Genomic DNA, 19,264 nt, shown 5'->3' on the forward strand with positions numbered 1-19,264 from the left:
TACGCGCCATGCCTGGCGCACCAAAAAAAGGGGCCCTAGGTGGGCCCCTCCTTCCAGAAATGCCTTTCACTGCACATCAATGCATCAGCGTATACAGTTTGCGCCGATAGGTACGCACATCTGCATTGTTGTTACCCAGTTTATCGAACAGCTCAATCAGCGTGGTTTTCGCCACTTCATCCTTGTACTTACTGTCCACCCGCATCAGGCGAATCAGCAATTCCATCGCTTCGGCGTTGTTTTCCTGCAGAATATGATGCAACGCCAGCAGGTGCAGGGCATTCGGGTCTTTCGGATCCTTATCCAGCGCATCTTCCAGCTCATGGACCGGAGGTAGTTCAGCGGACGCTTTGAGGAACTTTATACGTGCCGCCAACTGCTTGGCCTGGTGCTGCATCTTTTCTTCCGGCGGCAGGCTTTCCAGCACCTGCTCGGCGGTTTCCAGATCACCCAGCTCCGCCTTCAGTTGCGCGAGGTCGATCAGTACCTTCAGATCATCCGGGTTGTTACGGTTCATCTCGGTTAACACGGCCAACGCAGCTTCCACATCACCTTCTTCCCAAAGTCGGTGAGCCTTATCGTAAGGAGCCTCTTCGTCTTCCGGCATGTCAATGTGCTTGTCGAGGACCTTGCGGATCTCGCTCTCCTGCAAGGCACCATTAAAGCCGTCCACTGCCTGGCCATCCTTCACAAGGATCACGGTGGGTAGGCTGCGCACACCCAGGCTGCCGGTCAGTTGCTGCTGCTCGTCGGCGTTCACCTTGGCCAGCATGAAGCCGCCCTTATACTCTTCCGCCAGCTTTTCCAGCAACGGCATCAACTGCTTACAGGGGGCGCACCACTCCGCCCAGACATCAATCAATATGGGCGTTTTGGAGGACGCTTCCATCACATCCTGCTGGAAGTTGTCCATGGTGGCTTCGAAAACGTACGGCGAGTTGCTCATGGATGGCACCTGAAAGTGATTTCCTGAAATGTCATTAACGGATTGTTGTTGGTATTGGGGGCTGAGAGTCGAAATTCAAGGTTTTGCCGCAGGCTCTGCACGATAACGGCAATTACCGCCACCTGCCTTGAAATAATCCCCTTTGCCGTTACATAGGCAATAGGGCCGGGGCGACAGCCCGGATCAAATTTCCTGGAGGATGCGTGTACGGCATGAACGACGACAACCGCAACGACTCTTTTGATGCTGCCGAAGAAGATCTGACCGAGTACATCGGCAAGGACGAGAACAGCAAAAGCCTGGTGCTGCCGAAACAGCAGATGCCTCGCCGCATGTACGTGTTACCGGTGTCGAACAGGCCGTTCTTCCCCGCCCAGGTGCAGCCGATTGTGGTTAACCAGAACCCCTGGCAGGAAACCCTCAAGCGTGTAGGCGAAACCGACCACAAGGTACTGGGTATATGCTTTGTGGAAGACAGCGACCCCGAGCAAGGCATTCCCGGTAGCGAGGAACTGGAAACCGTAGGCTGCGCCGTACGCGTCCATCACGCCCAGGGGGAAAGTGGCAAAGTCCAGTTCATTGCCCAGGGCCTGCAACGCTTTCGCATTACTCAATGGCTTCGGCGCCGGCCACCCTACCTGGTGGAAGTGGAATACCCGGACGAACCGGAAGAAGCCGCAGACGAATTGAAAGCCTATACCCTTGCCATCATCAGCTCCATCAAGGAACTGCTGCGCACCAACCCGCTATACGGCGAGGAAGTGAAGCAATACCTCTCCCGATTCGGGCCGGATGACAGCTCTCCCCTGGCGGATTTTGGCGCCTCCATGACCAGCGCTCCTGGCCAGGAACTGCAGGAAGTACTCGATACCGTGCCGCTGCTCAGGCGCATGGAGAAAGTACTTCTGTTAATGGCGAAAGAACAGGAGGTGGCCCGCCTGCAAAGTGAAATCAGCGAGGAAGTGAACGAGAAGGTGCAAAAGCACCAGCGTGAGTTCTTCCTGAAAGAACAACTCAAGGTCATCCAACGCGAACTGGGCATGGCGAAGGACGACAAAACCGCCGATGCCGAGCGCTTCCGCGAGCGCATGGCAAGCCTGAACCCGCCGGAACAGGTTCAGGAACGTTTTGACGACGAACTTCAGAAACTGCAGGTGCTGGAGCAGGGCTCACCGGAATACGGCGTTACCCGCAATTATCTGGACTGGCTGACCCAGGTGCCCTGGGGCATGACGTCGGAGGACCATTTCGATCTGGCCGGAGCCCGCCGCATTCTGGACCGTGACCACGATGGTCTCGACGACGTGAAAGACCGTATCGTCGAGTTCCTGGCCGAAGGCACCTTCAAGGGCGAAGTCAGCGGTTCCATTCTCTTGCTGGTCGGCCCGCCTGGCGTGGGCAAAACCTCCATCGGCCATTCCGTCGCCGACGCCCTCGGCCGTGAGTTCTATCGATTCAGCGTGGGCGGCATGCGTGACGAAGCTGAAATCAAGGGCCACCGCCGCACCTATATCGGCGCCATGCCTGGCAAATTCGTGCAGGCATTGAAAGACTCGAAGGTGTCCAACCCGGTGATCATGCTGGACGAGATTGACAAGATCGGTGCCTCCTTCCAGGGCGACCCAGCCTCTGCCCTGCTGGAAACACTGGACCCGGAACAGAACCGGGAATTCCTGGATCATTACCTGGACGTGCGCATGGACCTGTCCAAGGTCCTGTTCATTTGCACCGCCAACCAGCTCGACACCATTCCCCGCCCCCTGCTCGACCGCATGGACGTCATCCGGCTGTCCGGCTACATCACCGAAGAAAAGCTTGCCATCGCCAAGCATCATCTGATGCCCCGGTTACTGAAACGAGCCGGCCTGCTGAAAAAGCAGATGAACATCACCGACGCCGCCATCAAGCAGATCATCGAAGGCTACGCCCGTGAAGCGGGCGTCCGCAGCCTGGAGAAATTGCTGCACAAAGTCATCCGCAAGGGCATTGTGAGGTTGCTGGAAAAGCCGGACGAGCCCGTAAAGGTTGGCGTCTCCGACCTGCAAACCTACCTGGGACAGCCAGCCTTCCGCAAAGAGAAATCCCTGAAAGGCACCGGTGTGGTCACCGGCCTGGCCTGGACCGCCATGGGCGGCGCCACCCTGAGCATCGAAGCCTCACGCATACACAGCAGTCAGCGTGGCTTCAAACTCACCGGGCAACTGGGTGACGTGATGAAAGAGTCCGCCGAAATCGCCTACAGTTTTGTCTCTTCAAACCTCAAGCGATTCAAAGGTGACCCCACCTTCTTCGACAAATCCTTCGTGCACCTGCACGTCCCCGAAGGCGCCACCCCCAAGGACGGCCCCAGCGCCGGCGTCACCATGGCCACCGCGCTGCTTTCCATCGCCCGTCGCGAGTCACCACAGCAGAACCTCGCCATGACTGGCGAACTGACCCTCACCGGCCAGGTGCTCCCGGTTGGCGGTATCCGCGAGAAAGTCATCGCCGCCAGACGCCAGAAAATCAGCAACCTGATTTTACCGGAGGCGAACCGGGGGGATTATGAGGAGCTGCCCGACTACCTGAAGGAAGGGCTGACGGTGAATTTCGCCAAGCAATACAACGACGTGTTTCAGGTATGTTTCGGGAACAAACCCCGCAAGGGATCGAGCGTCCATTGATATTACTGGTCTGACCACTGCAAGACTGCCTTGACGCTTGTTCAGCCCTTGACTTTACTCGCTTTGATATGGACGAAAAGCAATCTCCGGTGGCGCCAGGTCACCGGTTTCCGACTCCTGAGTTAAAGAGAGTGGTAAAACAATGAACAAGAAAAACTCGATCCTGTGCGTGGCCGCGGGCCTTGCTTTCATCCCCTTCGCCTACAGCCAATCTGACGATAGTCTCAAGAAGCTTGGCAATTTCCAGACTACCGGGAAAGCCGAGTTCACTGTGATCGACCAGAAAAGCGACAGCGCCGATGCTATTCGCAAGACTCTGCAGAAAATAAAACTCCCTGAGGGCTTTGAAATCAGCCTTTACGCTCTGGTGCCCGATGCGCGGCACATGGCGGTTGGCCCCCAGGGTGTCGTCACCTTTGTTGGAACCCGTAAAACCGAAGTCTGGGCAATGACTGACCGGGACAAAGACCGAGTGGCCGATGAGGTAAAGAACTTCGCACCGTCGCTGGCCAAATCCGTACCCAACGGCCCCTGTTTTTCGCCTACGGGCGTACTCTACATTGCGGAGCAGAACCGGGTACTGGCGTATCCGGCAGCGGAATTCTTCTTTGAAGGCGGCGATGTTGTCGCTTCAGAGGTAATCCCGGGGGGCGAATTAATCCCTGAACAGTTCGTCAGTTACAACCACACTGCCCGGGTCTGCGACGTTGGCCCGGACGGGAAGCTCTACATCTCGCTGGGCCAACCCTACAATGTTGCACCCAAGGAGCACCTGGAGACGTTCAGTGAATGGGGCATTGGCGGGATCATCCGGGTAAATCAGGATGGCAGCGATCGTGAAATCTACACACGTGGTGTCCGCAACTCTGTAGGGCAGGACTTTAACCCCACCACCGGCGATCTGTGGTTTACGGACAATCAGGTCGACGGCATGGGCGACGACATCCCACCTGGAGAAATCAATCGCCAGACCGCCATGGGCCAGCATTTTGGCCATCCCTGGTACGGAGGCGGTGATGTTCGCACCAACGAATACAAGGGCGAGGAAGTGCCGGTAGAGGTAGTGTTCCCAGTCTCCGAAACTACCGCACATGCGGCCAACCTGGGCATGATGTTTTACACCGGAAAAATGTTTCCGAAGCAATATCGGGGTGGGATTTTCTCCGCGCAACATGGCTCCTGGAACAGGACCGTTCCAGTCGGAGCAAGGGTCATGTTCACGCCGGTGGACGCCGAAGGAAATGTTAATGGAGAAACCGTGCCTTTCGCCGAGGGGTGGCTGGATGAAAATGGTGAGTACCTGGGCCGGCCGGTGGATGTGGCACAGCTGAAGGATGGCTCATTACTGGTTTCGGATGATTTGGCCGGGGCAGTATACAGAATCGCTTACACAGGTTCCGGCTCATGATGCCAACTGCGGGGAGGGAGCCCCCAGCTCCCAGGAGACATCATGCGACAAGAAAAGTCAGAGCAACGTTTTCAACAATAGCGGTTCTGACATCTTTTCTCGCAATGAGCCCCGCGGCCCAAGGCGCGGACCCCGCAGAGGGGCGGAAACTCGCTGCCCAGTGCAAGACCTGCCATGGTCTGGACGGAATAGCCAAGATCCCGATTGCGCCAAATCTGGCGGGCGAAAGCCAGATGTATATTGAGAAACAACTGAAAGCGTTTCGCAGTGGCAAGCGTGAACACGAGATGATGTCCTTGGTTGCCAGGAACCTGACTGATCAACAGATTTCTGATCTGGCAGCCTGGTACCAATCCATTGAGATTAATGCAAAAATGCCGGAATGATCCTTGAAGCCGGTGCCATCGTCTCAGGACTTGTCATCGGCCTTCCAGCCATCATCCTTCAGCACCGACCCTACGGTGAGCATCGGGGCTGCATCGATATTATCCGCGTCCATCATATTGGCCACCCGCTGCAATGAAGCCAGAATCATGGTCTGCTCCCATTCTGCCAGGCTCTGGAACTTCCGTGTGAAGTCTTCCTGAAGCGGGTTCGGTGCCCGCGATAGGATTTCCGCGCCCTCACTCGTCAGATGCGCATGAACCTTGCGTTTGTCCTGGGTGCTGCGAACACGGTAAACCAGTTTACGATGCTCCAGCCGGTCAAGAATCGTGGTCACGGTTGCCTGGCTCAGGCTCACCTTGTCGGCGATGGTTCCGATGGTGACCTCGCCCAGGTCACGGATGCTGCGCATAATCAGCAATTGCGGGCCGGTCAGCCCCGCGTGCTTGCTAAGGCGTTTGGAATGCAGGTCAGTCGCTCGAATCACCCGACGCAACGCCACCAAAACCTCTTCGTAATTGTTCAACGCAACACTCCGCTTCGATTTGCCGAATTGTTTATAACACTAAGCATTAGAGGTCTTTGTTCCCAAGATTGCAAGCAGTAGTCACCACACCCATCGCTGTGTATTCCACTGACCTGCCAGTCCTTTTACGAATTTTCGCATTCTTCCGCCAACCACTATGCTAAGGTCACCCCCTTGTTGAATTTCCGCACAACGGACACGGCCCAATGAACACCCGAGTACATAATCTTATCCTGCAAAGCTCTTCCGGGAAGCGCCTGACAACCGCCCTCGCTTCATGCCTGATCGCACTGCTATTCAGTTCTGCCACCATGGCTCAGGAGCCCGGCGAGAACCTGACCGCCGAGGATGTCCAGCAGCGAATCGATACCGCGGAAGAACCCATGTACACGCCGTTTGTTGAGCTGTATCTATTGGAGGAAACCAAAGCACTGCGCAAGGAAATGATGAACACCCGCGCCGAGCTGATCGAGAAGGTTGTCGACAAGGAACTCTCGGTGGCCGACAAAACCATGTCGTACGCCACCGATACCGTTACCTACTTCTTCTACCTGATCGCTGGCGCCACCTCCATTCTCGTGGTCATTGGCTGGAATTCGATTCGCGACATGCGCAACCAGCTCACCAGCCTTGCCGAGAAGCGGGTCAATGAACTGGTCGTTGAATATGAAAAGCGCCTGGAATTCATCGAGGACCAGTTAAGGCAGAAATCCGACATCATTCATCAGAACCAGGCCGAGATCGAACGCACCAACGAAGTGCACTCCCTTTGGCTGAAAGCCAGCCAGGAAACCTCCCAGCAGAATAAGATTTCTGCCTACGATACGATCCTGGATCTTCGGCCTGACGACGTGGAGGCACTGAGTTACAAGGCCGATGCGGTGCTGGAAATGCAGGAGCCACTGTGGGCGATCAGTCTTTGCCAGCGCGCCCTGAAACTGGCCCCTGAAAACGGCCATGCGCACTATCAGCTGGCCTGCGCCTACGCCGAGATCGGTCGTTGGGACGATGCCGTGACGACGCTGCAAAAGGCGATTAATATCTCTGAAGCATACAAGGACGACGCCTCCGTTGACCCCAGCTTTGAACAGTTAAGGGATCACGACAGTTTCCGGAAACTGATTTTCACGGACGACGGGGAGCAGTCTGACGCCTGACACGACAGGCCGGCACGCTCTTTGCTCGCCTATGATTGGAAAAACAACCGTCAGCGTTCCGTCACATTCACTGGCATTGCCTGCTTGACAAGGTGGCAGGTGTGGTGTTTGTTTACATCGCTGAGAACATAAGAAAAACCCTGACACAAAACAGGACAGCCCCAATGAGAACACCAGTCAAGAAACTCGTATCCGCTGTTGCAACATCCATTGCCGTGATGGGCGCCGGCCAAGCCGCTGCCGAAATCAAAATCGGCATCGCAGGGCCGATGACCGGCCCTGTCGCCCAGTACGGTGATATGCAGTTCTCCGGTGCCCGCATGGCGATCGAACAGATCAATGCCAATGGCGGTGTTATGGGAGAGAAACTTGTAGCCGTCGAACAGGACGACGTGTGTGATCCCAAGCAGGCCGTCTCAGTTGCCAACAACATGGTCAACGAAGGCGTGCGCTTCGTGGTCGGGCACCTCTGCTCCAGCTCCACCCAGCCCGCTTCCGACATCTACGAGGACGAAGGCATCCTGATGGTGACGCCAGCTTCAACCAGCCCGGACATTACCGAGCGTGGCTACGAACTGGTCTTCCGTACTATCGGTCTGGACAGCATGCAGGGTCCGGTTGCCGCCAATTACCTGATCAGCCAGAAGCCCGAGCGTGTTGCCGTTGTTCACGACAAGCAACAGTACGGTGAAGGCATTGCGACCGCCGTTCGTGACACCCTCGAAGAAGCCGGTGTTGAAGTGGCCATGTTTGAGGGCATTACCGCTGGTGCCAAGGACTTTTCATCGCTGGTGACCAAGCTCAGGCAGGCTGATGTGGACTACGTCTATTATGGCGGCTACCATCCGGAACTCGGTTTGATCCTGCGCCAGGCGCAACAGGCTGACCTGGACGCCACGTTCATGGGCCCGGAAGGCGTGGGCAACAAAGACATCAACACCATCGCCGGCGAGGCAGCCGAAGGGCTGCTGGTTACACTCCCGCCGAGCTTCGATGAAAAAGACGAAAACCAGGAACTGGTTCAGGCCTTTGAAGAGAAAGGCGAAGATCCCTCCGGTCCTTTCGTACTGACCTCCTACACCGCTGTACAGCTGATTGCCGATGGCATTGAAGCCGCCGAATCAACGGACCCATTCGATGTGGCCGAAGCGCTGCGCGCAGGCACATTCCAGACGCCAATCGGTACCGTTGAGTACGACAACAAAGGCGATATGGAATCGTTTGAGTTTGTTGTTTACGAATGGCATTCAGATGGCAGCAAAACTCCGGTAAACTAAGCCGCAATCGTTAACAAACGGTAATTATGAGAGCACCTTCTCACCGCGATCCGGGAGAAGGTGTTTTTCTAGGCCCCTGTTGATCCTGTATTCAGTCCCCCCGGTACCCCGGGCTGTGCCTGTGTGCAGAGGAAGGGGCAGGCTATCGGAGTCCCACACAGATGCAAGACCTCCTGTATTTTATTCAGCAGCTCATTAACGGGCTGACGATCGGGAGCACCTACGCCCTGATCGCCATCGGTTACACGATGGTTTACGGCATCATCGGCATGATCAACTTTGCCCATGGTGAAATTTACATGATCGGCGCCTACACGGCCCTGATCGCCATTACCGGCCTTGCCGCACTGGGTATCGCCTGGCTGCCACTGATACTGATCGTGGCGCTGGTCTGCGCAATGATCGTTTCCAGCTCCATGGGCTGGGCCGTGGAACGGGTGGCCTACCGCCCTGTGCGAGGAAAGCACCGCCTGATTCCGCTGATCTCCGCCATCGGCATGTCCATCTTCCTCCAGAACTACGTCCACCTGGCCCAGGGATCACGCAACATCGGTTTTCCTGCGCTGATTGAAGGCGGATTCCGGTTCGGTGCCGAAGATTCGTTCCAGACCTCGATTTCCTACATGCAAGTCACCATCTTCATCACCACACTGATCTGCATGACAATACTCTCCCTGTTCATATCCCGCTCCCGCATCGGCCGCGCCTGCCGGGCCGTTTCCCAAGACCTTGGAATGGCCAACCTGCTGGGCATAGACACCAACCGCATCATTTCAGCCACATTCGTCATTGGTGCTGCATTGGCCGCGGTCGCAGGCCTTCTGCTGGGAATGTACTACGGCTCCATCGATCCGCTGTTTGGCTTCATTGCGGGACTGAAGGCGTTTACGGCCGCCGTCTTGGGGGGCATCGGAAGCATTCCGGGCGCCATGCTTGGGGGGCTTATTCTCGGGGTTGCCGAGAGCATGACCTCCGGCTACCTCAGTGGCGAATACAAGGACGTTGTCTCCTTCGGACTGCTGATCCTGATCCTGCTGTTCAAACCCACCGGCCTGCTTGGCAAACCGGAGGTTGAAAAGATCTGATGGCTGCTCATAACCTGAAACACGCGCTGTTTTGCGCCATTGTCACCCTGATCATTTCGTACCCCATTCTGGGATTCAACCTGGCCAGCGAAGGCACTACGGTTACCCTTGAAGGGGCCAAAACGTCTACCGTCATCGGCGTACTGCTCGCAGCGGTTATTGTCTTCCTGTTCCAGCTGTTCCGGGACAATCTGATGGGCTCACTGCGGCAGCTGCCCGCAGCAAACCCGCTGGCCAACCGCAAGCCCATGGAGCAGAGCAAGCGGCTGAAACTGGAATCGGCACTGCTCACGCTGATGATCATAGGCGCCCTTATCTGGCCCTTTATCGCCTCCCGTGGCGCGGTGGATCTGGCTACCCTGGTGCTCATCTACGTCATGCTGGCCCTGGGCCTGAATGTGGTTGTCGGCCTCGCCGGCCTGCTGGACCTGGGCTACGTCGCTTTCTACGCCGTCGGTGCATACACCTTTGCCCTGCTGTCTCAGTATTACGGCGTTTCATTCTGGTTTGCCCTGCCGATCGGTGCTCTGCTTGCGGCCCTGTTCGGGTTGGTTCTCGGCTTTCCGGTGTTGCGACTGCGAGGGGATTACCTGGCCATCGTCACACTCGGTTTTGGGGAAATCATCCGCATCCTGCTGAACAACATGACCAACCTGACGGGCGGCCCCAATGGCATCGGCGGCATTCCCGACCCTACTCTGTTTGGCATGGAATTCGGCCGCCGGGTGAAGGAGGAAGGCAATACGTCGTTCCATGAAACCTTCGGCATCGCCTACAGCGGTGAGCACAAGGTGATTTTCCTGTACCTGATCGCTTTGGTACTGGCCGTCATTACCGCTATCGCTATTCGCCGCTTGATGCGGATGCCGGTAGGCCGTGCCTGGGAAGCCCTCCGCGAAGACGAGATTGCGGCCAAATCCCTGGGGTTGAACCGAACTGCGGTGAAGCTTTCCGCCTTTACCATCGGTGCTTTCTTCGCCGGTTTTGCCGGTACGGTGTTCGCCTCCAAGCAGGGCTTTATCAGCCCGGAATCCTTTGTGTTCCTGGAATCGGCCATCATTCTGGCGATTGTGGTACTGGGCGGCATGGGCTCCCAGATGGGAGTCATCCTCGCTGCGATCGCGGTCACCATACTGCCGGAACTGGCACGGGAGTTCTCCGAGTACCGGATGTTGATCTTCGGCGCGGCCATGGTGTTGATGATGGTCTGGCGCCCGCAGGGCTTGCTGCCCATGCGACGCATCCACATTGAACTGAAAAAGCAGGAGTGACGGATAATGCTTGAAGTACAGAATCTGTCGATGCGCTTTGGCGGGCTCCTGGCGGTGGATCAGGTGTCGCTGGACGTACAGGAACATGAGATTGTGGCTATCATCGGCCCCAACGGAGCCGGCAAAACCACCGTGTTTAACTGCATGAGCGGTTTCTACAAGCCCACTGGTGGCAAGATCCTGTTCCAGGGAGGTGAAATCCAGGGTAAGCCGGACTTCAAGATTTCCCGCCTTGGCCTGGTCAGAACCTTTCAGCACGTGCGTCTGTTCAGCCGTATGACGGTGGTGGAGAACCTGCTGGTGGCGCAACATCGCCACCTCAACACCAATCTGCTCTCCGGCATACTGAATACCCCGAACTATCGGGAGAAAGAGCAAAAGTCGCTGGACCGCGCCGCCTATTGGCTGGACCGGGTGGGACTGACGGATATGGCGAACCGGGAAGCCGGCAACCTGGCCTACGGCCAGCAGCGCCGTCTTGAGATCGCCCGCTGCATGGTGACCGAGCCCAAGCTACTGATGCTGGATGAACCCGCTGCAGGCCTGAACCCGGCCGAAACCAAAGACCTGAACCAGCTGATTATCAGTCTGAAGGAAGACTACAACGTGTCTGTGGTGCTGATTGAGCACGACATGAGCCTGGTGATGGATATCTCTGACCGCATCAATGTGATCAACCAGGGGCGCCCCCTGGCCAGCGGCACACCGGATGAGATTCGCCGCAACGATGATGTCATCAAAGCCTATCTGGGTGAGGCCTGAGGAATAACCATGCTTGTACTAGAAGACGTCCATACCCATTACGGCAAGATCGAGGCACTTCACGGTGTCTCTGTCGAAGTGAAAAAAGGTGAGATCGTGTCGCTGATCGGTGCCAATGGCGCCGGCAAGACCACGCTGCTGATGACCGTCTGCGGGAATCCCCAGGCCACCTCTGGCCGGGTGATTCTCCAGGGTCGGGACATCACCCGTGATCTCACATCGAACATCATGCGCTCGGGCATTGCTATCGTGCCCGAAGGCCGGCGCGTGTTTTCCGGCCTGACCGTTGAAGAGAACCTCCACATGGGCGGTTTTTTCAACACCAAGTCGGAAATCCGCAAAAGCCAGGACCACGTCTACGAACTGTTCCCGCGCCTGAAGGAGCGGGAACATCAGCGTGCCGGCACCATGTCGGGCGGCGAGCAGCAGATGCTGGCCATCGGGCGGGCGCTGATGAGCAAACCGAACATGATCATCCTGGACGAGCCCTCCCTCGGGCTGGCTCCACTGGTGATCAAACAGATCTTCGAGATCATCGGAAAGCTGCGCGAGGAAGGGATTACCGTGTTCCTGGTGGAACAGAATGCGCATCAGGCCCTGAACCTGGCGGACCGAGGCTACGTGCTGGAAACCGGACGTATCCGCCTGCACGATACCGGGAAAAACCTGCTGGCCAACCCGGACGTTCAGAATGCCTACCTCGGTGGTTGATGAGATAGCCACCCACCGCTAGAACGGCGTACCTAAACGCAAAAAAGCCGGAACATGGTGTCATGTTCCGGCTTTTTTGTAACACCTGGCATCAAGCAATCGCTTACTTAACGCTTTTGATGGTGCCCTTGTAACCTTCAACGGATACGTTGATGGTTCCAAATACCACGTAATCGTCTTTCTTGACGGTGTAACGCGGAGCGACAATCACGTCAGCACCGGATTCCTGAATGGCGTTGTAGGCAGCAGCCGCCTTAACAGCTTCAACCGGGTTCGGCAGAGCGAAAGGCAGTGCACTTCCACCGTTACCACCGGCAGAGTAGGCAACGCCATCAGCGTATTCAGTTTCAGCGCCCAGGGTAAAGAACAGAACCTTGGTTGCAGAGGATTGACCGGTGATCTTCTCGCCTACTTCGATGTCAGCCTTAACGTCGGTAGCAACGGAGCCAGACAGCGGCAGGGAGGGAGCGCTGGTGTTCAGTGAGGAACAGCCAGTCAGTGCGCCAGCAAGAATCAGTGATGATGCGACAAGAACTTTTTTCAAAACTCAATCTCCATGTGTTGTGTACAAGCCTTCATGGCCGCGCGCACTATACCCAAACAAGTTCTATATAACAAGATCATTACAAAAGAACATTTTTTAGCCGATTTAGAAATATGAACACATGATCACATTTTTGACTTTGCGGGCCAAATCAATCACTCAGCGCCTTTGTAATTTGCCTTCCTGATATTTCAACTATACTCAGAGTCAACGGTCGACCTGTCTCCACGGGAAATCAGTCAGGGCCGTTAGCGCGCCGGCTCCGGGACCCTTTCAGGTGGGCATGGCGCGTTTGCGACGACAGCTAAATCAAACAAGGAGTGGATAATGAAAAAACTCATCGCAGGTGCACTGCTCATGGGTGCTTCTACCCTAGCCTTCGCTCAGCCTGGTTGCGGCGTTGGTGCAATGATCTGGAAAGGACAGTCAGGCATCGCCCCCCACGTTCTGGCGGCAACCACCAACGGTACTTTCGGTAACCAGACGTTTGGCATGACCACCGGTACCCTGGGTTGTCAGACCAACCAGTCCGTGCAATCCATGGCCATGTACATGGACAGCAACATCGATAAAGTTGCCCGCGACATGTCCCGTGGCTCCGGCGAAAACCTGGACACCCTGGCCGTACTGCTGGGTGTGGACGAAGCGGATCGCGACTCTTTCCGCAAAGTTCTGCAGGATAATTTCGCAACCATCTTCCCATCGTCCGACACCACCTCTGGCGAGGCTGTCGATGCCATCGTAGCCCTGCTGGAGCAGAACGATACGCTGAGCAAGTACGTAGCCGCCTGATCTTCGGGCGCGAAGAAAAAGGAGTTTGCGCGCCATGGACGGCGCAACGAATGTCTCACCATCCACCCGTCGCCTAACCCGGAATTGACTGACCATCCATGCGCACTTTGCTTCAGTTCGCGCTGGCCCCTATATGGCTGGCATCCTGTTTCAATGCATTTGCAACATCGCTCCCCGACACCGGAAACCTACATCAGAATCCTGCGTGGTTGACCCTGCTCCATTACCAACCCGACCGCTTCGGCGACGGCTACACCGGTCAGGCGGACGACGATGCCTTCTACCTCAGCGATAACGGCAAAACCTCACCAAAGGCGGAACTGGAAGCCACACTCGCGGCCATCACCCAGCCCGGAGGCGGGAATGAGCACGCGCGCTGCCGCTTCCCGGCACGGGACCGCTGGCTAAGGGCGCAACTGGACCTGCCCGGGCAACCCGTAAATTGCCCCGCTTTCGAGGAGTGGACCGACGAGTTGAATACCGAAACCGTGACACTGGTATTTGCCGCGTCCTACCTGAACAGCCCGTCGTCCATGTTTGGCCATACGTTCCTGCGACTGGACCCGCCCAGGGAAGACGAGGAAACGAACCTGATCCTGGCCAACACCATCTCTTACGCCGCCGATGCGGCCGCCCACGATAGCGAAATTCTGTTCGCCTATAAGGGCATTTTTGGTGGCTACCCGGGCATTACCTCCATCCAGCCCTACTACGAAAAAATTCGCCTCTATTCCGACATTGAGCACCGGGACCTGTGGGAGTACACACTCAACCTCACCCAGTCGGAAGTGGACATGATGCTCGCCCATACCTGGGAGATACGCGAGCGCAATTTCGATTACTACTTTTTTGACGAGAACTGCGCCTACCGCCTGCTGGCCCTGATCGACGTCGCCCGGCCCGGTACCGATCTGCTGGGGGAAGTCGGCACCCATGCCATTCCCTCGGACACGGTGCGATGGGTTGTCGACAAGGGACTCGTCGACTCCGTCTACTACCGACCTTCTGCGGCGACCAACGTCAGCCACCGCATCGACGCTCTGCCCGACGACCATCAGACACTCGCCGCCGCCATCGCCAACGGCTATGTGGATGCCGATGCACCCGAGGTACAGGCATTGAGTGATGAACCGCGTGCGCGGGTGCTGGACGCCACCTACGACTATGTTCGTTACCAAAGCGAAGCCGAGGGCTGGCCCAGGGAACATGCAGCCCCACTCTCCCATGACCTGCTAAGGGAACGCAGCAAGATCCGCGGAGTCGCGATAAAGGACAGCCCCCCTGAGCCTGCCATCCGGGACGACCAGGGCCATGACACCTTTCGCGCCAGCGTCAGCGGCGGGCGCATGGGTGACCGCAACTTCAGCGAACTCACGTTACGCCCCGCCTATCACGACATACTTGATCCACCCGCAGGCTACCGTGGCGGAGCACAGCTCCAGTTCCTACGACTGGATGCCCGCCTGTACACGGACAACAACGAAGTACAGATTGAACAGCTGACCGGCGTGGAAATCCGCTCACTCTCGCCGCGCAACCAGTTCTTCTCGCCACTATCCTGGCAAGTCGGCTTCGGCGGCCGCCGCACTGACACCGAAACCAACCGCGTATTCACCCCCTATCTGGAGGGCGGCGCCGGTGGCAGCTGGCAGCTGGCACCCGGCACCCAAGCCTTCGCCATGGCCACTGCCGACCTGGAAATCGACGACGACCTGCGACGCGGCTACGACGCCGCCCCCGGCGCCGACCTGGGTATACTGCATCAGAACAACCAGTTCAGCCTTCTGGGCGGCGTAAAAACCAAAGCCTGGATCGTCAGCAGCCAACACCGACAGGATCAGGCCTACCTGGAAGGCAACTGGCACCTCGAACGGGACTTCAGCCTGTTCGGAAAATTCAGCCGTGAAGACCACTACGACAGGTACCGCAGCACATGGCAACTCGGACTCCACGCCTACTTCTGACAATTCTGAGAACACTGGCCGGCCTCGCCGCCGCGTTTACCTTGCTGCTGCAGACCGGCTGCAGCAGCGTGTTCTTCTATCCGGACCAGGTCACCTACATCACTCCCGACCGCCTGAACCTGGAATTCGAAGATGTGTTCGTGGAAACCCCCGACGGCGAAACCCTCCACGGCTGGTGGCTCCCCGCAAAGTCCGAGCCCAAGGGTACGGTCTACTTCCTCCACGGCAACGCCCAGAACATCAGCAGCCACATCATGAACGTCGCCTGGCTGCCTGAGAGACGCTACAACGTCTTCCTGATCGACTACCGGGGATATGGGCGCTCCACTGGCGCACCGGACATAGAAGGCACCCTGCACGACGCAGAGACCGGCCTGCGATGGCTGGTCGACCAGCCGGACGTACAGAGCCAGCCCCTGTTCCTTCTAGGTCAGAGCCTGGGTGGCGCACTGGGAACCGCCCTGGCCAGTGAATGGGTAAAGCGGGACGAGCAACCACCCCTGGACGGCGTGATTCTAGACGGCACCTTCTCCGGCTTCCGCGCCATTGCCCGTGAAAAACTCGGCGACTTCTGGCTCACCTGGCCACTGCAGGTTCCATTGAGTTGGACGATCACTGACGAATACGAGGCTTACGAAAGCATTGGTGATATCAGCCCGGTTCCAGTGATGGTGATTCACAGTGTTCGGGACGGGATTATCCCATTTCACCACGGGGAGCGTTTGTACGAGGAAGCAGAAGAACCCAAAACGTTCTTGCAGACGGATACTCCCCACGCCTCGACATTTGTGATTCCGGGGTATCAGGATGAAGTTCTGAAATTTATGGAGGGCGAGTAAAAAGCCTGGGCGTCCGTCGCAGACAGGCTTGCAAAACCGTGGAGCGCCAGGGATGGCGCGACCGAGCCCCACAGGGACGTATTTACGTGGCGTGTTTTGAAAGCCTGTCTGCGACGGGCGCTTCACAAAATTGAAGGCCTGAAAATGAAAAAGCCCGCCAGACTCCAGGGAGTGGCGGGCTTTTTATTAGAAGCAGAGCTTACAGCGCGGACAGATCCGTCGGCTGCTCACCTTCCTTCACTTCCTTCATGGACAGCTTCACGCGGCCACGGTTGTCCACATCCAGAACTTTCACCAGAACTTCCTGACCTTCGCTCAGCTCGTCAGTCACGTTCTCGATGCGACGCTCGGAGATCTGGGAAATGTGCACCAGACCATCCTTGCCAGGCAGGATGTTAACAAAGGCACCGAAGTCCACGATGCGCTCAACGCGACCGCTGTAGATAGCGCCTACTTCGATTTCCGCAGTGATTTCCATCACCCGCTTCATCGCAGCATTGGCCGCATCCTGATTGTCGGCATAGATCTTCACGTTGCCATCGTCATCCAGATCGATGGAAGCACCGGTCTCGTCACAGATGGAGCGGATAGTGGAACCGCCCTTGCCGATAACGTCGCGGATCTTTTCCGGGTTGATCTTGATGGTCGTGATGCTCGGCGCGCGGCTGGAAAGCTCTTTGCGCGGCGCAGAGATAACCTTGGCCATCTCACCCAGGATGTGCAGACGTGCTGCATTGGCCTGATCCAGCGCAATTTCCATGATCTCGTCGGTGATGCCCTGAATCTTGATGTCCATCTGCAGAGCAGTGATACCCTCAGAGGTACCCGCAACTTTAAAGTCCATATCGCCGAGGTGATCCTCATCACCCAGGATATCGGTCAGAACCGCGAACTGGTCGCCTTCCTTGACCAGACCCATGGCGATGCCGGCAACCGGCGCCTTGATGGGAACACCTGCATCCATCAGTGCCAGACTGGAACCACAGACCGAGGCCATGGAGCTGGAACCGTTGGATTCAGTGATTTCGGATACCGCACGGATGGTGTACGGGAATTCTTCCATGGTCGGCATAACCGCGGCGACACCACGCTTGGCCAAACGACCGTGGCCCACTTCACGACGACCCGGTGTACCCACACGGCCCGCTTCGCCAACGGAATACGGAGGGAAGTTGTAATGGAACAGGAACGGATCTTTACGCTCGCCTTCCAGGGCATCGATGATCTGCATGTCGCGGGCGGTGCCCAGCGTGGTGGTCACGATGGCCTGAGTCTCGCCACGGGTAAACAGGGCGGAGCCGTGGGTGCTGGGCAGAACGCCAACTTCCACTTCGATCGGGCGAACGGTCTTGTTGTCGCGGCCGTCGATACGAGGCTTGCCGTCGATAACCTGCTGGCGAACGATGGTCTTCTCAACCTTGGCGAAATACTTCTTCACTTCGTCTTCCGCCGGCTGACCTTCTTCTTCTCCGGCCAGTTTTTCAACGGCAGCGGACTTGATCTCGCTCAAGCGGGCATAGCGCTCCATCTTGTCACGGATGCCATAGGCCTGCTCGATATCGGCCGAAAAGTCAGCCTTTACAGCGTTCAGAAGCTCAGTGTTCTCTGCTTCTGGCTGCCACTCCCAACGAGGCTTGCCAACTTCAGCGGCAAATTCCTTGATCGCGGTAACCGCTGTCTGCATTTCCTGGTGCCCGAAGAGCACGGCGCCCAGCATCTGGTCTTCTGTCAGGCCCTTGGCTTCGGATTCAACCATCAGAACCGCGTCTTCAGTACCGGCAACCACCATGTCCAGCAGGGAGGTTTCCAGTTCTTCAAAGGTCGGGTTCAGGAAGTAGCCACGCTCATTGGTGTATGCGACGCGGGATGCACCGATAGGACCATCGAACGGGATACCAGAGATGGACAGGGCGGCGGAAGCGGCCAGCATGGCGGCAATATCCGGATCCTGGTTCTTGCTGGAGGACATGACCGTCGTGATGACCTGGGTTTCGTTCATGAATCCCTTGGGAAACAGCGGACGAATCGGACGGTCAATCAGGCGAGACGTCAGGGTTTCTTTCTCGGACGGACGGCCTTCACGCTTGAAGAAACCACCCGGGATTTTGCCCACAGCGTAGGTTTTCTCGAAGTAGTTAACGGTCAGCGGGAAAAACGGCTGGCCCGGCTTGGCTTCCTTGGCCGCAACCACGGTACCCAGTACCGAAATGTCGTCTACGGTGACCAGCACAGAGCCGGTGGCCTGGCGGGCGATGCGACCGGTTTCGATGGTGACGGTCTTGCCGCCGAGTTCGAACGATTTTTTAACGGGATTAAGATCCACGGTAACTCCTGAATTCATCATTTCAATTGGTTGACCCGGATAACTCGCCCCTGCGAATTATCCGCTATAACTGCAACATCGCCTGAAGTGATGAACTGAAGGGTAGCCCGTCTGAAAGCTAACAGGCTGTTGCAAAACCCCGGGGCGTAAGCCACCTGGCTAAACCGGGCTTTTCAACAACCTGCTATCAATTTCAGCTTTCCGTTACGACAGGGAGTTCCTTCAGGGTTCACAGACAGACACGATGCAGGAGAGAGGCACAACCAGCGGGACTATCAAAGCCCCGCCGGCCGTTAAGTACAACCGGATTAGCGACGCAGGCTCAGACGCTGGATCAGGTCCAGGTAGCGGTCTGCGTTCTTACGCTTCAGGTAATCCAGCAGTTTACGACGCTGGTTAACCATCCGGATCAGACCACGGCGGGAATGGTGATCCTGCTTGTTGGTCTTGAAGTGATCCTGCAGCTTGTTGATGTTGTGGCTCAACAGTGCAACCTGAACTTCAGGAGAACCGGTATCGCCATCACCCTGCTGAAAATCCTTAACGATCTGTGCTTTCTCGTCGGCAGAAAGTGCCATAAAACTCACCTCATTGTCGCGATGCTATCGAATT

Annotated in this window: 17 protein-coding genes; 12 read left to right on the forward strand and 5 right to left on the reverse strand. The window is 56.9% G+C overall.

All coding sequences use genetic code 11. The features are described 5' to 3' along the window. Positions 1-76 precede the first annotated feature (76 nt). Entirely contained in the window at positions 77-946 is an 870-nt protein-coding gene (gene trxA, locus B3M52_RS13235) for a thioredoxin (protein ID WP_041333808.1), read from the reverse strand. A 212-nt stretch (positions 947-1,158) separates the two neighbouring features. Here trxA and lon point away from each other — a divergent pair, with 212 nt between their 5' ends. From lon to B3M52_RS13250, 3 genes are all read left to right on the forward strand, one after another. Further along, on the forward strand, positions 1,159-3,609 hold the full coding sequence (gene lon, locus B3M52_RS13240; RefSeq protein WP_286749674.1) for an endopeptidase La: 2,451 nt from the start codon (positions 1,159-1,161) through the stop codon (positions 3,607-3,609). Between the two features lie 142 nt (positions 3,610-3,751). Next, entirely contained in the window at positions 3,752-5,017 is a 1,266-nt protein-coding gene (locus B3M52_RS13245; protein WP_036208602.1) for a PQQ-dependent sugar dehydrogenase, read from the forward strand. A 104-nt stretch (positions 5,018-5,121) separates the two neighbouring features. Beyond that, complete coding sequence (locus B3M52_RS13250) at positions 5,122-5,403, forward strand: c-type cytochrome (RefSeq protein WP_052479669.1); 282 nt, start codon at positions 5,122-5,124, stop codon at positions 5,401-5,403. A 23-nt stretch (positions 5,404-5,426) separates the two neighbouring features. Here B3M52_RS13250 and B3M52_RS13255 read toward each other — a convergent pair whose 3' ends face one another. After that, entirely contained in the window at positions 5,427-5,927 is a 501-nt protein-coding gene (locus B3M52_RS13255; RefSeq protein WP_036208599.1) for a MarR family winged helix-turn-helix transcriptional regulator, read from the reverse strand. Between the two features lie 311 nt (positions 5,928-6,238). Between B3M52_RS13255 and B3M52_RS13260 the strand changes: the two genes are divergently transcribed. The 6 genes from B3M52_RS13260 to B3M52_RS13285 all read left to right on the forward strand — a co-directional run bounded on the left by B3M52_RS13260 (position 6,239) and on the right by B3M52_RS13285 (position 12,190). Further along, entirely contained in the window at positions 6,239-7,084 is an 846-nt protein-coding gene (locus B3M52_RS13260; protein WP_265091857.1) for a TPR end-of-group domain-containing protein, read from the forward strand. Positions 7,085-7,248: 164 nt separating this feature from the next. Continuing rightward, positions 7,249-8,361, forward strand: coding sequence for a branched-chain amino acid ABC transporter substrate-binding protein (locus B3M52_RS13265; RefSeq protein ID WP_036208596.1), 1,113 nt, complete (start codon positions 7,249-7,251; stop codon positions 8,359-8,361). A gap of 161 nt (positions 8,362-8,522) precedes the next feature. Next, on the forward strand, positions 8,523-9,446 hold the full coding sequence (gene livH, locus B3M52_RS13270) for a high-affinity branched-chain amino acid ABC transporter permease LivH (RefSeq protein ID WP_036208593.1): 924 nt from the start codon (positions 8,523-8,525) through the stop codon (positions 9,444-9,446). Beyond that, positions 9,446-10,717 (forward strand): high-affinity branched-chain amino acid ABC transporter permease LivM, encoded by a 1,272-nt coding sequence (locus tag B3M52_RS13275; protein WP_075194323.1) that lies wholly within the window; start codon positions 9,446-9,448, stop codon positions 10,715-10,717. Before livH ends, B3M52_RS13275 begins: the two co-directional genes overlap by 1 nt. A 6-nt stretch (positions 10,718-10,723) precedes the next feature. Beyond that, on the forward strand, positions 10,724-11,479 hold the full coding sequence (livG, locus tag B3M52_RS13280; RefSeq protein WP_036208587.1) for a high-affinity branched-chain amino acid ABC transporter ATP-binding protein LivG: 756 nt from the start codon (positions 10,724-10,726) through the stop codon (positions 11,477-11,479). Between the two features lie 9 nt (positions 11,480-11,488). Then, the gene (locus B3M52_RS13285; RefSeq protein ID WP_007153092.1) at positions 11,489-12,190 is read left to right on the forward strand and encodes an ABC transporter ATP-binding protein; all 702 of its coding nucleotides are present in this window, start codon (positions 11,489-11,491) and stop codon (positions 12,188-12,190) included. A gap of 103 nt (positions 12,191-12,293) precedes the next feature. On the opposite strand, the gene B3M52_RS13290 is transcribed toward B3M52_RS13285, so the two are convergent. Then, positions 12,294-12,734, reverse strand: coding sequence for a hypothetical protein (locus B3M52_RS13290; protein WP_036208584.1), 441 nt, complete (start codon positions 12,732-12,734; stop codon positions 12,294-12,296). A 327-nt stretch (positions 12,735-13,061) separates the two neighbouring features. Between B3M52_RS13290 and B3M52_RS13295 the strand changes: the two genes are divergently transcribed. From B3M52_RS13295 to B3M52_RS13305, 3 genes are all read left to right on the forward strand, one after another. Further along, positions 13,062-13,526, forward strand: a complete 465-nt coding sequence (locus tag B3M52_RS13295; RefSeq protein WP_007153094.1) for a DUF3015 domain-containing protein — start codon at positions 13,062-13,064, stop codon at positions 13,524-13,526. Between the two features lie 98 nt (positions 13,527-13,624). Beyond that, positions 13,625-15,490, forward strand: a complete 1,866-nt coding sequence (locus B3M52_RS13300) for a DUF4105 domain-containing protein (protein WP_075194322.1) — start codon at positions 13,625-13,627, stop codon at positions 15,488-15,490. Next, entirely contained in the window at positions 15,460-16,329 is an 870-nt protein-coding gene (locus tag B3M52_RS13305; protein WP_075194321.1) for an alpha/beta hydrolase, read from the forward strand. Before B3M52_RS13300 ends, B3M52_RS13305 begins: the two co-directional genes overlap by 31 nt. 199 nt (positions 16,330-16,528) lie before the next feature. On the opposite strand, the gene pnp is transcribed toward B3M52_RS13305, so the two are convergent. Both pnp and rpsO read right to left on the reverse strand, forming a co-directional pair. Beyond that, the gene (gene pnp, locus B3M52_RS13310; protein WP_075194320.1) at positions 16,529-18,652 is read right to left on the reverse strand and encodes a polyribonucleotide nucleotidyltransferase; all 2,124 of its coding nucleotides are present in this window, start codon (positions 18,650-18,652) and stop codon (positions 16,529-16,531) included. Positions 18,653-18,960: 308 nt separating this feature from the next. Then, positions 18,961-19,230: a 30S ribosomal protein S15 gene (rpsO, locus tag B3M52_RS13315; protein WP_007153099.1), complete on the reverse strand. Its 270-nt coding sequence runs from the start codon at positions 19,228-19,230 to the stop codon at positions 18,961-18,963. Positions 19,231-19,264: the final 34 nt, after the last annotated feature.

The sequence above is a fragment of the Marinobacter sp. UBA2688 genome, from assembly GCF_002352785.1.
In the GTDB taxonomy this organism is placed as follows: Bacteria; Pseudomonadota; Gammaproteobacteria; order Pseudomonadales; family Oleiphilaceae; genus Marinobacter; species Marinobacter salarius.